Origin of the sequence: Pseudomonas sp. KCJK9111 (assembly GCF_046231935.1) — a bacterium.
Lineage (GTDB): Bacteria > Pseudomonadota > Gammaproteobacteria > Pseudomonadales > Pseudomonadaceae > Aquipseudomonas > Aquipseudomonas parafulva_B.
This window is the reverse complement of the sequence record NZ_JBJJMO010000027.1, coordinates 38,622-52,635: the sequence shown is the minus strand read 5'-3', so window position 1 is coordinate 52,635 and position 14,014 is coordinate 38,622. Positions and strand designations below refer to the sequence as shown.

General features: G+C 62.3%; 11 protein-coding genes. 5 read left to right on the top strand and 6 right to left on the bottom strand.

Annotation, left to right across the window (positions count from 1 at the left end):
* Window positions 1-110: 110 nt before the first annotated feature.
* The 4 genes from arfB to ACK59L_RS11535 all read right to left on the bottom strand — a co-directional run bounded on the left by arfB (window position 111) and on the right by ACK59L_RS11535 (window position 3,953).
* Window positions 111-524, bottom strand: coding sequence for an alternative ribosome rescue aminoacyl-tRNA hydrolase ArfB (gene arfB, locus ACK59L_RS11550; RefSeq protein ID WP_058604619.1), 414 nt, complete (start codon window positions 522-524; stop codon window positions 111-113).
* Between the two features lie 142 nt (window positions 525-666).
* Window positions 667-849, bottom strand: coding sequence for a hypothetical protein (locus ACK59L_RS11545; RefSeq protein WP_409273697.1), 183 nt, complete (start codon window positions 847-849; stop codon window positions 667-669).
* Between the two features lie 192 nt (window positions 850-1,041).
* Window positions 1,042-2,952, bottom strand: a complete 1,911-nt coding sequence (locus ACK59L_RS11540; protein WP_409273695.1) for a hypothetical protein — start codon at window positions 2,950-2,952, stop codon at window positions 1,042-1,044.
* 101 nt (window positions 2,953-3,053) lie between these two features.
* Window positions 3,054-3,953, bottom strand: coding sequence for a helix-turn-helix domain-containing protein (locus ACK59L_RS11535; protein WP_409273693.1), 900 nt, complete (start codon window positions 3,951-3,953; stop codon window positions 3,054-3,056).
* Between the two features lie 161 nt (window positions 3,954-4,114).
* Here ACK59L_RS11535 and ACK59L_RS11530 point away from each other — a divergent pair, with 161 nt between their 5' ends.
* From ACK59L_RS11530 to ACK59L_RS11515, 4 genes are all read left to right on the top strand, one after another.
* Complete coding sequence (locus ACK59L_RS11530) at window positions 4,115-5,473, top strand: glutamine synthetase family protein (RefSeq protein WP_409273691.1); 1,359 nt, start codon at window positions 4,115-4,117, stop codon at window positions 5,471-5,473.
* 67 nt (window positions 5,474-5,540) lie between these two features.
* The gene (locus ACK59L_RS11525; protein WP_409273689.1) at window positions 5,541-6,629 is read left to right on the top strand and encodes a polyamine ABC transporter substrate-binding protein; all 1,089 of its coding nucleotides are present in this window, start codon (window positions 5,541-5,543) and stop codon (window positions 6,627-6,629) included.
* Window positions 6,630-6,642: 13 nt separating this feature from the next.
* On the top strand, window positions 6,643-7,938 hold the full coding sequence (locus tag ACK59L_RS11520; protein ID WP_409273687.1) for an NAD(P)/FAD-dependent oxidoreductase: 1,296 nt from the start codon (window positions 6,643-6,645) through the stop codon (window positions 7,936-7,938).
* Window positions 7,939-8,058: 120 nt separating this feature from the next.
* A complete protein-coding gene (locus ACK59L_RS11515) occupies window positions 8,059-9,978 on the top strand; it encodes an acyltransferase family protein (RefSeq protein ID WP_409273685.1) in 1,920 nt (639 codons plus the stop codon).
* 12 nt (window positions 9,979-9,990) lie between these two features.
* On the opposite strand, the gene ACK59L_RS11510 is transcribed toward ACK59L_RS11515, so the two are convergent.
* A complete protein-coding gene (locus ACK59L_RS11510) occupies window positions 9,991-11,367 on the bottom strand; it encodes an L-serine ammonia-lyase (RefSeq protein WP_409273683.1) in 1,377 nt (458 codons plus the stop codon).
* 146 nt (window positions 11,368-11,513) lie between these two features.
* Between ACK59L_RS11510 and ACK59L_RS11505 the strand changes: the two genes are divergently transcribed.
* Entirely contained in the window at window positions 11,514-12,467 is a 954-nt protein-coding gene (locus ACK59L_RS11505) for a LysR substrate-binding domain-containing protein (RefSeq protein ID WP_409273681.1), read from the top strand.
* A gap of 32 nt (window positions 12,468-12,499) precedes the next feature.
* Here the strand turns inward: ACK59L_RS11505 and ACK59L_RS11500 are convergent, their stop codons facing one another.
* Window positions 12,500-13,921 (bottom strand): undecaprenyl-phosphate glucose phosphotransferase, encoded by a 1,422-nt coding sequence (locus ACK59L_RS11500; protein ID WP_409273679.1) that lies wholly within the window; start codon window positions 13,919-13,921, stop codon window positions 12,500-12,502.
* Window positions 13,922-14,014 lie beyond the last annotated feature (93 nt).

Genomic DNA, 14,014 nt, shown 5'->3' with positions numbered 1-14,014 from the left:
ATTTATCGAAGGGATCGATTTGGCCTATGAAATACGAGGCTTTAGGCTTTCCACTTAAATCACGATTGGTGCAGTAGATAAGGCACATCGGAGAGCATCATGGATCCCGGCTAAAACTCCACCTTCCCTCTGCCCGCCTTGATACCGCTACGCCTGGCCTTCCCCTCCAGGCGGCGCGTTTTGGAACCGAGTGTCGGCTTGGTAGGCCGACGCTTCTTTTCAACCTTGCCTGCACTCACGATCAATTCGGTCAAACGCGTCAGCGCGTCAGCCCGGTTCTGCTCCTGGGTACGGTATTGCTGAGCCTTGATGATCAACACACCGTCCCCAGTGATGCGGCTGTCTCGCAATGCCAACAGTCGCCCTTTGTAGAACTCAGGCAATGAAGAAGCGGGAATGTCGAATCGCAAGTGCACGGCACTCGACACCTTGTTGACATTCTGCCCGCCTGCGCCCTGGGCGCGCACGTAGGTCAGTTCGACTTCCGCGTCCGGCAGTTGAACGGAATTGGAGATGGTCAGCATGAAGAGGCCCTTATGATTGACCGCATTATCACAGCAATGGCCGCGCGCCTGAATAACGGTACTTGATTATTCGATGGCTGGCCCTTGTGAAAGGTCAGTCGGGATCTGCCGCCAGGGCTCGTGCGAACTGCCCCTCCAGCGCTCAGTCTGCTTGAGCGCCACGAGAATATCCCTTGCTTGGATCAAGCTGCTCAAGTAGCCGGGCAAGATCGGAAACCAGCGCCAAGGCCTCCTTCTGATACTGATCACGCCAGCACTGCGACCAGTCTGCAGGGCGACCTTGATCTTCCCACTGGCCCAGCGCCAGCCCATTGAGGATTTCCATTTCAAACCAGAGGGTTTGCCAAGCTTCCAGCGCCGCCAGGTCCGGTGGGATTTGCCAAGAACATTCAGTGGCGCTGACAAATCGATGCCAGCGCCTGAAATCACCGCACGCCTCTACCGCATTTGCCAGTAAGTCTGAACCCCTACACACCTTCACCTCCCTAGCAGCACTGATCCCCCGCTCCACCTGCTATCACCCCTGCCCCTGATCCTTCACCCAATCGAGCATCCCACCCGGCACGATCAGCTCGTGTCGAGCCCTGGAACAGGCCGTGTACAGCCCCGCCAGCAGCCGGGCGCGCTCGTTGCGGTTGCCTGTCACCTGTTGCGGCACCATCAGCTCCGGCGACACCATCACCCGCGCGAACTCCATGTTCTTCACATCCCTGACCCGCCCCAGGAACAGCTTGGGCGCCTTGTCCCAGCGGTAGCGGCTCTTGGCCTTGGCAAAATGCTGCGAGGTATACCCCTTGCCCAGCATCGAAGCCACGGCGATGAACGCCTTGTCCTCCCCTTTGTGCTCGGCCAGTGCCTGCCAGCTGGCGTAGCGGAACAGCATCGGGTGCCGCGGCCGTGTACCGTGGCGGTACAGCTCGATGCAGTCTTCGACAAACAGCTCGAAGTCCTTGCGTGCCCCGTGCAGCATCACGAACGCAACGCCAAGATGCGTCAGGCGCTGGAACCAACCGAACAGGCCCCACTCATCCTCGACGATCAAGGCCGTTGGCTGCTCGGGCACGGTCACGCTGTCGAAGAAACTGACGCGCGTGTAATGCTCAGCACTGCCGCTGAACGCAGCCTGGATGGCAGCCGGATGCGCCTGAATCAACGGGTTGAGCACATTGTCCATGGCCGGCCCGACCCGCAACGAATGGTCGATGTAGCGTTGACGAATGAACCCGCCGTGATGGGCGCTCAGGCCATTGAGGTTCTGCAACTCGTCACCCAGCGCAATCACCGATTGCGGGCTGCGGTCGAGCACTTCGAGCATGGGCGCTGACAATTCGTGGGCTTCGTCCACGATGACATGGGTGTATCGCGCATCGATCAGGTAGCCGGTCAGGGCAAGCAATTTGACCCGGTGATAATCGCGCAGCGGCAACTGAATGTCCCTGGCCGGGGGGCGGATCAGCGCCTGCCAGTAAAGGCGCGCCTTTTCGAGCAGCACGTGCTGGTCCAGCGGCGTGCTACCCGGTACGGACGACGGCAAATGGTGCAAGCCAATCTGCGCGTCGCCACTGTGGCAAAAGGCGCGCACCGCGCGTACGCACACGCCCACCACGTCGACGGCGGCCAGCGGCCCGACGTCGGGCAAGCCGAGCCAGCGCACGATCTGCGCCTCCTGCGGTCGCCAGGACTGCCGGGTGCGGTACGGGTCGCGCAATCGCCAGCCGGTGCGGGTCAGATCGCGGTTCAGGAGCTCATCGGCCAGTTGCCCGAATGTCATGGCCGTGTAGGCCTTGGCATCCTTTACCCGCGCCTGCAGCGCGCGCAGTTGCCCCTCGGTCAGGGCCAGCAGCAAGGTGCGCTGCGGATCGAGCAACCTGGCGAACTGATGAATCAGAAAGGTCTTGCCGGTGCCTGCAAAACCCTGCACAGCCACCGATTCGTCCACCCCGCTGAGAAACTCACGCAACAGACGGTTTTGCTGATCACTGAGCCTAAGATCGCTGGCCAGCGACGGCAGGTGTACGGCATGCAGGGGCGTGACGCGCTGCCGGTACAGGTCGGCGAATTGGTAGTTCCACTGCCCCTGATCGTCCAGCAACTCGTCCGGCGAATGAGCAACCTCAGGCGACAACAGCGCAACACCATTTTCGCCCAGCATGCCCAGGCCCATGGCGAACACTTCGCGGTCGAATTGCTGCTGCACCTGTGCCTGAAAACGCCCGGGCGCTGCCTGTTCGACCTGCTGTGCAATGCGCACCACCTCGGCGAAGCGCCGCTCCTGGGCATCGGCCGTGAGCGGCGTCCGTTGACTGGCCAGGCGCTGGACGAACAGCACGGCAGCCGCTTGCAGCACACTGGCAGAGGCAAGTGGATCGGCACAGGTGCCGGCGGCGAGGTTGTCGGCCTGGTCACTGGGCAAAGGCAGGTAGAACATCGGCACCTCAGGTGTTTATCAGGGCGGCACGATAGCAACTTTATCGCCCTGATGCAGGCACCAAGAACCCTTGGATCGTCATGCCGCAATGCGGGGGCTGCTCAACCCTTGGCGCGCCGCAGCGTGTCGCTGGGAAGTTCCTTGAACAAATGCCTGTAACTGTTTGAAAACCTTCCTAAATGCCAGAATGACCACCGCATCGCTACTTCGGCTACAGTGCCGCTGGCCCCATTGAGCAGATCCCGCCGGGCGCCGTTCAGGCGTCTTAGCCGCAACCAGTGCGCAGGGGTCATCCCTGTGAAGGCCTTGAATGCCTGTTGCAATTGGCGCAGCGAAACGCCTGCAACGCTGGCTAGCTCGACCAGGTTCAAGGTCTGCTCGGGGCAATCGGCGGCCCAGTCACTGACACGGCGCATAATGGCCCTTGCCTCCCCCCGCTGCCCCAGTGCCACGCCCTGCAGGCGCTGGCAGGCGTTATCCAGAATGAACAGGCAATCCTGCAGCAGTTGCTCGGCCAGGGCTTGCCCCTGCACACAACCCTGTGACTGCCCCAGGTGGGTCAGCGTGGCGCTGAGCCAACTGCCAAACAGCGCCGTTTGCCCGCTGCCCAGCGGCACCATGAACAGGCCATCAAGGCGTTCGAGGTCCAGCCCATGGCTGAGCAGGAAGGCCTGCTCGAACACCACGGCCACTTCCTGGTAGTGCTCAGGGGTGATCCAGATGTTGCGGGTATGCTCATTGAGCAGATACAGGTTGTTCTCGCTTCGGTCGAAGCAGAAGGTCAGCGAGCCCGGGGGCGGTCGAAAGAATTGTTCCACCCGGGTGTTGAGCCGCTCTTCGTACACCTGCAGCCCGTCCAGCCCCAGAAAGCGAAGCTCGCCGCTGAAATGACCCGGCGACATTTGCCGGTAATGCTGCTGCCACCCAGGTGTGACGCGGATCTGCTCGGTGACATCGTGAGTGTGATAAGCCTGGACCTGCAAGGCATCTGCGGTATTCACGCGACATCCTTTGTGCACTCTTATGGTGCATTCGACAGCGTAGAAAGTGGATAGATCGTAGCCGGGACTGCGACCAAGATAGTCGCCAGCGCGTCGACTGGGAAGCCAATGCCTGTTCACCCGTGATGCCGCGCACTCACCGATAACCTCAAGAGGTCCGTATGAACGCCCCCTTCGATCAGCTGTCCGCCTGGCTGAAAGAGCACCGCATCACCGAGGTCGAATGCGTCATCAGCGACTTGACCGGCATCGCCCGCGGCAAGATCGCCCCTACCGCCAAGTTCCTGCACGAACGGGGCATGCGCCTGCCCGAGAGCGTACTGTTGCAGACCGTCACCGGCGACTATGTCGACGATGACATCTACTACAGCCTGCTCGATGCGGCCGACATCGACATGATCTGCCGGCCTGACCCCAGCGCGGTGTACCAAATCCCCTGGGCAATCGAGCCGACCGCCATCGTGATCCATGACACCTTCGACAAACAGGGCAACCCGATCGAGCTGTCACCTAGAAACGTTCTTAAGAAAGTGCTGCAACTGTATGCCGATAAAGGCTGGCAACCCATCGTGGCCCCTGAGATGGAGTTCTACCTCACCCAGCGCTGCGAAGACCCGGACCTGCCATTGCAGGTGCCGCTGGGCCGCTCCGGGCGTGCCGAGAGTGGGCGCCAGTCGTTCTCCATCGACGCGGCCAACGAGTTCGACCCCTTGTTCGAGGACGTCTACGACTGGTGCGAACTGCAGGGGCTGGACCTGGACACCCTGATCCATGAAGACGGCCCGGCGCAGATGGAGATCAATTTCCGCCACGGTGACGCGCTTGACCTGGCCGACCAGATCACGGTGTTCAAGCGCACCATGCGCGAAGCGGCCCTCAAGCACAACGTGGCGGCCACGTTCATGGCCAAGCCCATCACCGATGAACCCGGCAGTGCCATGCACCTGCACCAAAGCGTGCTCGACGTGGCCACGGGCAAGCCGGTGTTCGCCAACGATGACGGGAGCATGAGCCAGTTGTTCCTGCACCACATCGGCGGTCTGCAACGGTACATACCCAAGTTGCTGCCGATGTTCGCCCCCAACGTCAACTCGTTCCGCCGGTTCTTGCCGGACACCTCTGCCCCGGTCAACGTCGAGTGGGGCGAAGAGAATCGCACCGCTGGCCTGCGCGTTCCCACGTCCACGCCCGAGTCGATGCGCGTGGAAAACCGCTTGCCGGGCGCAGACGCCAACCCTTACCTGGCCATCGCCGCCAGTCTGCTGTGCGGCTATCTGGGCATGGTCGAGCAGATCGACCCCAGCGCGCCGGTCCAGGGCCGGGCTTACGAACGGCGCAACCTGCGCTTGCCGATCACCATCGAGGATGCGCTGCAGCACATGGAAGACTGCCAGACCGTTCAAAAGTACCTGGGCAAGTCATTCGTGCAGGGCTACGTGGCGGTCAAGCGCGCCGAGCATGAGAACTACAAGCGCGTCATCAGCTCATGGGAGCGCGAGTTCCTGATGCTGAGCGTCTGATCCTGCAGGGGCCGCAGCGCGGCCCCTTAGCACCGCACACCCACAACAATGCCAACGAGGTGTCGTCATGCATTACCTGAAAGCCCTGATCCCTTCTGCATTCACCCTGTTGTTCGCGGCCACCAGCCAGGCAGCGCCGACGGTCAGCGTGTACAACTGGACCGACTATATCGGTGACACGACGCTGGCGGACTTTCAGGCCAGCACCGGTATCAAGGTGGTGTACGACGTGTTCGACTCCAACGAGACCCTCGAAGGCAAGCTGCTGGCAGGTCGCACCGGCTATGACGTGGTGGTGCCGTCCAACCACTTCCTGGCACGCCAGGCTCAGGCGGGCGCCTTCCTGCCGCTTGATCGCAGCAAGCTGACCAACTGGCAACACCTGGACCCCAAGCTGCTCAAACTGCTGGAGCAGAACGATCCCGGTAACCGCTATGCAGTGCCCTACCTATGGGGGACCAACGGCATCGGCTACAACGTGGACAAGGTCAAGGCCGCCTTGGGCATCGATCGGGTGGACTCCTGGGCGGTGCTGTTCGAGCCCGAAAACCTCAAGAAACTCAAGCAGTGCGGCGTGGCCTTCATGGATTCGCCCGATGAGCTGTTCCCGGCCATGCTCAACTACCTGGGCATGGACCCGCGCAGCGAGAACGCAGCGGACTATCCCAAGGCCGAGGCGCGCCTGCTGGCCCTGCGCCCCTATATCACCTACTTCCATTCCTCCAAGTACGTCTCGGACCTGGCCAACGGCAACATCTGCATCGCCTTTGGCTATTCGGGCGATGTGTTCCAGGCTGCCAACCGCGCGGCAGAGGCCAACAATGGTGTGAAGATCGCCTACAGCATCCCCAAGGAGGGCAGCAACCTGTGGTTCGATCTGCTGGCCATCCCCAAGGATGCCAACAACCCCGACCAGGCCCTGGCCTTCATCAACTACCTGCTCGACCCACAGGTGATCGCCAAGGTCAGCGCGACGGTCGGTTATGCCAATGCCAACCCCGATGCCAAAGCATTCATGGACCCGGCGTTGGTGAACAACCCCGAGGTCTACCCACCCCAGCAGGTGCTGGACAAGTTGTACATCTCCACGACCCAAAGCCCGAAGATCATGCGCGTGATGACGCGCGCCTGGACCAAGATCAAGTCCAATCGCTGAGTGAGCCTTACCCATGCCTTTATCTGCCGAACATACCGCGTCCTACTATGCGGCCACTGCCCGTGACACAACCCGCTATCCGTACCTCGACGGCGAAGTCGATGCCGATGTGTGCGTCGTCGGCGGCGGCCTGACAGGGGTCAACACCGCACTGGAACTCGCCGAGCGCGGCCTGTCGGTGGTGCTGCTCGAAGGCCGGCGCGTGGGTTGGGGTGCCAGCGGGCGCAATGGCGGCCAGCTGATCCGTGGCATCGGCCATGACGTCAACGGCTTCGCTCGGTACGTGGGCGAGGACGGCGTGAAGTATCTGAAGCAGGCAGGCATCGACTCGGTGACCCTGGTGGCTGAGCGCATCGCCCGCCACGGCATAGCATGCGACCTGCGCTGGGGCTTCTGCGAGCTGGCCAATACCCCCGCCCAGTTCGCGGCCTTTGCCGCCGAGCAGCAGGAGCTGGCAGCCTTGGGGTACCAGCCTCACACCTACCGGGTGCCGGCAGAGCGCCTGCGCGAAGTGGTTGGCAGCGACCGTTATGCAGGCGGCATGGTGGACATGGGTTCAGGGCATCTGCACCCATTGGATCTGGTGCAGGGCGAAGCCCGAGCGGCGCAGTCGCTGGGGGTGCAGATCTTTGAACAGAGCCCGGTCATGCGCATCGACCATGGCTCCACCGTAACGGTGCACACCGCGCACGGCAAGGTGCGCGCTGCCAGCCTGGTACTGGGTTGCAATGCCCACCTTGAGGGCCTGGAGCCCAGGCTCAGCGGCAAGGTGCTGCCAGCGGGCAGCTACGTGGTCGTGACCGAGCCACTGGAGGAAACGGTCGCAATGTCGCTCATCCCCCAAGACATGGCCTTGTGTGATCAGAAAGTGGGGCTGGATTACTATCGCCTGACCGCCGACCGGCGCTTGCTGTTCGGCGGTGCCTGCCACTACTCCGGGCGCGATCCCCGCGATATCGCCGCGTACATGCGGCCCAAGGTGCAGCGGGTATTCCCACAGTTGGGCGAAGTGCGCATCGACTATCAATGGGGCGGCCTGATCGGCATCACGGCCAACCGTTTCCCACAGGTCGGGCGACTGCGTGATCATCCCAACGTCTACTATGCCCAGGGTTATTCGGGCCATGGGCTGAACGTCACACACTGGACGGCCAGGCTGCTTGCCCAGAGCATCGCGCTGGGGCAAAGCAAGGGGCTGGATGTGTTCAGCGCCGTGCCCCACCTCACGTTCCCCGGCGGCAGAGCGCTGCGCTCGCCCCTGCTGGCCCTTGGCATGTTGTGGTACCGGCTGCGCGAGGCCCTGGGGTGAAGTCGTTCAGGTACAGGCCATGGGCCATGTGGTAGTCTGCGCCCCTTGAAATGCATGGTCGCGCCGACCATGCCAAAAGGAAGCGGGCCACTCGGCCCAGGCCAGATCAGGACCCCTCCCATGCTGTTTCACAAGAACATCAACGCCCTGCGGGCGTTGGCCGTCATATCGGTCGTGCTGTACCACTTCAAGATCCCGGGGTTCTCGGCCGGGTTTCTCGGCGTGGATGTGTTCTTCGTGATTTCGGGCTACCTGATGACCCGGATCATCGTGAGTGGCCTGCACAAGCAGCAGTTCTCGCTGATCGGTTTCTACGCGGCCAGGGCCAGGCGAATCATTCCGGCGCTGCTGGGGTTGTGCATCGCCCTGGCCGTGTTCGGGTATTTCTTCCTGGCGACGGACGACTACCGGGAGTTGCTGCGCACCAGCAAGGAAAGCCTGCTGTTCACGTCCAACCATTATTTCGCCCGTGACGGCAGTTATTTCGATGCACCGCTTCAGGAAAACTGGCTGCTGCACACCTGGTCGCTGTCGGTGGAGTGGCAGTTCTACCTGATCTATCCCGTGATCCTGATGGGCCTGCACAAGGTGTGCGCACCGCCTACCTTCAAACGGCTCGTGCTGGCGCTTGGTGCCGGCTCGCTGGTGTTCTCGGCGCTCTACAGCCCAGGCCATCCGGTCACATCGTTCTTCCTGCTGCCCACCCGGGCGTGGGAAATGCTGGCCGGTGGGCTGGTGTTCCTGTATCCGCTCGCGCTTTCGCCCAGGGCTGCGGCACTGTGCGAGGGCCTGGGCCTTGCACTGATTGCAGGCGCCCTGGCACTGCTGCCCCACGACGCGACCTGGCCGGGTTACCTGGCCCTGATACCGGTGATCGGCACCCTGCTGGTGATCCACGCCAATGCCAACAGCCTGTTCGCACGCAACCGAGCGCTGGCATTCCTGGGCAAGACGTCTTATTCGATCTACCTCTGGCATTGGCCATTGGTGGTGTTGCTCTATACCTGCGGGCTGCTGCAAGACTGGCGCGCGGTTACCTGTGCGGTGCTGTTGTCGGTTGCGCTGGGCGCGGCGTCCTATGGGTTGATCGAAAGCAGGACACGCGCCCTCAAGCGCCCGGTACTGGGCCTTGCCCGTTACGCAGGTATGGGCCTGGTGTGGGTGGCGGCGGCAGGGGCCGTGGCCTCGGCAATCAAGCACAACCCGCAACTGCGCTGGGCCCACGATGACGGCAAGCCGGAGTACGACAGCAAGCTGTACGCACAGCACTGCGACACCAACCCGTACGGGGCCGCACAGTGCGTATTGGGCACCGGCGATATCTCGGCCCTTCTGCTGGGCGACAGCCATGCCCAATCCACCGCCGCGGCCTTGATGCTGGAAAACCCCGGCGCGGCGATGGGCTGGGCACGGGCCGGCTGCCCTACCCTGATCGACTTCGAAATGGGCGACAAGGACGTCGAGCAGCACTGCAAAGCCTTCAACGCCGACAAGTTCGCCCAACTGGCCACGGACTACCCTGGCGTACCCTTGTTCCTGTTCAGCCGCGCAGCGCTGTATACCGACCAGCGCCGGCACAGTGGCTATAGCGTCTACTTCAACGGCGACAAGCACCAAAGCGGCCCGCAATTCGAACGGCAGTTCATCCAGACCTACACCCAAACGGTGTGCATGCTGGCACGCAATCGCCCGGTGTACATCGTCAAGCCGGTGCCGGAAATGCCCTTCAGTATCTATAAGGGCCTGACCCTGCAGCACCGGCTTCTGGGCATGAACAGCGACATCGTCACGCCTGTGAGCGATTACCAGGCCCGCAACCGCCTTGCCCTGCAAGCCATCGAGACGGCGGCCGAACGCTGCCACGCAGGTATCGTCGACCCGGTGCCCTACTTGTGCCCGAACGGCAAGTGCATGGGTTCAAAGGACGGCAGGCCGCTGTATTTCGATGACAACCACTTGATTGACGCGGGCAACGAACAACTCAAGGGCCTGTTCAAACAGGCCATGCACAGCAGCCCGGGTTCGACTGCCCTGCGCTGAAGCGCAGAGTGCTTAACACTCCACGAACGCGACGGCCAGGCCGCCGCGAGAAGTTTCCTTGTAGTTGGCGTGCATGTCCGCACCGGTATCGCGCATGGTGCGGATCACGCGGTCCAGGGAAATGAAGTGTTCCCCGTCACCGCGCAGCGCCATTTGCACGGCGTTGATCGCCTTGACCGCGGCGATGGCATTGCGCTCGATGCAGGGCACCTGAACGAGGCCGCCGACCGGGTCACAGGTCAGGCCCAGGTTGTGCTCCAGCGCAATTTCAGCGGCATTTTCCAGCTGCGGGGGCGTAGCGCCCAGCAGCTGCGCCAGGCCTGCGGCTGCCATCGAGCACGCTGAGCCCACCTCGCCCTGGCAGCCCACCTCGGCGCCGGAAATCGACGCATTCTTCTTGCACAGGATGCCCACGGCCGCAGCCGCCAGGAGGAAATCCACCACGTCGTCATCGCAGGCGCCGGGGTTGAATTTCATGAAGTAGTGCAACACGGCCGGGATGATGCCGGCCGCGCCATTGGTGGGTGCGGTGACCATGCGCCCACCGGCGGCATTCTCTTCATTGACGGCCAAGGCGAACAGGTTGACCCACTCCATGGCGCTCAAGGTAGAGCCGATGACATTGGGCTTGCCCAGCTCCTGCAAGCTGCGGTGCAACTTGGCCGCCCGGCGCTTGACCTGCAAGCCGCCCGGCAATACGCCCTCGTTGCGCAGCCCATTGTCGACGCACTCGCGCATGGCCGCCCAGATGCGCAACAGCCCGTCGCGCACCTGCGCCTTGGGCCGCCACGCGCATTCGTTAGCCATCATCAACTGCGCAACGCTCAGGCCATGCTGGCTACACAGCGCCAGCAGCTCGGCTGCGCTGTCGAACTCGTAAGGCAGCGTGACGGTTGGCGACAGGCCCACCGGCGCTGTCAGCTCGGCCTCCTCGACAATGAACCCGCCGCCTACCGAATAGTAGGTCTGGCGCAGCAGGCTGGCATGCTGGTCGAACGCCTCCAGGCGCATGGCGTTGGGGTGATAGGGCAGGTTTTCATCGAGCAGCAGCAGGTCGCGGGCGTAGTCGAACGCCACAGGATGGCTGCCGTCGAGCATCAGGCAATGCTCTTGCAGCACCTGGCCGATGCGCGCATCGATGGTGGCAGGGTCGATGCGGTCTGGCCATTGTCCCATCAGGCCCAGCAGGCAGGCTCGATCAGTGGCATGGCCCACGCCAGTGGCCGACAGCGAACCATACAGGCGTACTTCGACACGCTGGGTGCTGTTGAGCAAGCCTTGCTCGCGCAGCGCTTGGGCAAACGTGGCGGCGGCGCGCATGGGGCCGACCGTATGCGAACTGGAAGGGCCGATACCGATTTTGAAAAGGTCGAAAACACTGATAGCCATGCTAATACCTGACGGGCGGTTGCTGCTGCCAAAACACCCAACACTTGAAAACCTCGGGCGCACAGGCCCATTTCGCGAGATACTGCGCGCCTGTGCTACAAATGACCAACGAAACTTCCTAAGCCAGCCTTTAGCAGGACTAAACCATGAGACGCCAACTGACAGGGCAATCCTTTGTCTGGCTGCACGTGTTCGCCTGTGCCGCCCGTCACCTGTCGTTCACCCGCTGCGCCGAAGAGCTGCATATCACCCCTGGGGCCGTAAGCCAGCAGATGCGCCAACTGGAGGAGCGTCTGGGTTATCGGCTGTTCCTGCGCCGCGCCCGTGGCGTGGAACTGAGCGCCGAAGGCCAGCGCCTGGCTCAGACGGTGGCAGACGCCTATGGCAGCATCGAGGCGGAACTGGTGCGCCTGGATGCAGGTGAAATACGCGGCACCGTACGGGTGCGCTCGATCCCCTCATTCCTGGCCAAGTGGCTGACCCCGCGGCTGTCACGGTTCCAGCAACGCTACCCTGACATCGAGCTGCGGCTGGTGGCCGAGGACAGCGCACAGGCCCTGACGCCTGGGGATTTTGACCTGGCGATCGACCTCAACGACGGCAGCTACCCCGGCATGCTGTCGACGGCGCTTCTGGCCGAGCAGATCTTCCCGGTCTGCTCCCCGGCCCTGCTGCGTGGGCGTCCCCCGCTGCACGGGCCAGCGGACTTGATGCACTACCCGTTGCTGCACGACATCACGGCCTGGCGAGGCAGCTCGGAATATGCCGAATGGGAGTTCTACCTGGAAGGCATCGGTGCGCCGGCGCAAGCCGTACGGCGTGGCCACACCTTCAACCGCAACCACCTGACCATCGAGGCGGCCATTGCGGGCCTTGGCGTGGCCATTGCCCGGCGTACCCTACTCAACGACGAACTGGAGCGTGGCGCGCTGATCGTGCCATTTGGGGTCGCCATCCCCAACCACAAGCGCTACGTGGTGCACTACCCGCCTGGCGGATTGAACCAGCCCGGCGCACGTGCGGTACACGACTGGCTGGTGGCAGAGGCGCAAGCGTTTCGTGAGTTGCATCCCCTCTCTGGCGCACCGCAAGAGCTCTAGCGCAAAGCACCGGGCATATCTGGATCGGGTCGCTAATACGCCTGCTTGCCGGTAAAGGCGTTGAGGGTGCGCACCAAGATCACGAAATCCAACCACAGAGACCAATTGTTGATGTATTCGATGTCGGAATCCACACGCTGGATCATCTGCTCGATGTCCTTGGTCTCACCCCTGAAACCCCGCACCTGCGCAAGGCCGGTCATGCCAGGCTTGATATTGTGGCGTGCGAAATAGTCGACGATGTCCTGGGAGTACAAGGTGTCATGCTGCAATGCATGGGGCCTGGGGCCAACCAGTGACATCTCGCCCGTCAGCACATTGAACAACTGCGGCAGCTCATCAAGGCTGGTGCGCCGGATGAAGGCGCCGACCCGGGTCAGGCGCGGGTCGTTTTTCTGTGCCTGCTTGATCTGCCCGGCTTCGGGCTGGTGAACATGCATGCTGCGAAATTTCCAGATCCGAAACGATTCCCCGGTCCAGCCCGTGCGTTCCTGGCGGAAGAACACCGGGCCTGGGCTGTCGAGCTTGATCGCCAGGGCCACGGCCAGCAACACCGGCGATGCGCACAGCAGAATCAGTGCCGCCAGGACGCGATCCTCGAGGTTCTTCAGGAACAGGCTCATGCCGGTCAAGGGGGTCTCAGACAGGGTCAGGACAGGAATACCGGCGATTTCGCGCACGCTGTGGTTGATCAGGCGCAGGGAGAAAATATCGGGCACCCAGTTCACTGCGATGCATTTGTCGAGCAGTTTGAAATAGACGTCGCTGATGACTTGCGAGCCTCCCAGTGGCGTCACCAGGTAGACCGTGCGGATGCCATGCTGGGCGACGATGCCGTCCAAATCGCTGATATGCCCCAGCACCGGCAGGCGCTGCTTGCCGTGCTCGACGTCGTCGCCGTGCGGCGCGGCTTCTGCGGTCAACACGCAGCCTACCACCCGTTCCCCGAACCAGGGGTTGCTGCTGATTTTCTGATAGAGAAAATTGGCCAGGTCACCGTCGCCGATGATCAGGGCGTTCTCAAGGCGGGCGTGGGCGGTAAAGCGTTTTTGCAGTTCACGCACGGCAACATGCAGAAACAGCTGGGCGATGTAGCCGATGACGAACAATTCCACCACCAACAGCCGTGAATAGGTTTCGCTCTGCTTGGTCAGAAAGGCCATGACCACCAGAAAGCAAAACGTTGCCGACCATGCCTTGAACAGCCGGAACGCCTTGATCGACAGCCCGACGTTGGTGCGATAGATGGCGTAATGATCGTAGATGACCGCCAGTGCCCCGATCAGCAACAGCAACATGATGACGTAGTCGGACGTGATGTAGCCGAACTGGTCGTAGATCAGGTACCAGGCAATACCGGTCACCGCCACGCCATCCAGACCGGCTTGCACGGCGTTGCTGACGCTGCTTCTGCGCTGAAGCAAAGGCCGGCTGCTTCGGGGTTCGAACACCATTTCAGACCTCATCGATGGGTACATGGCCAGGGCCTGTAATCGCCCCTTGATACTGAAGGACAGCGTTGGCTAAGCCGGTACAGCAGCAGGCGC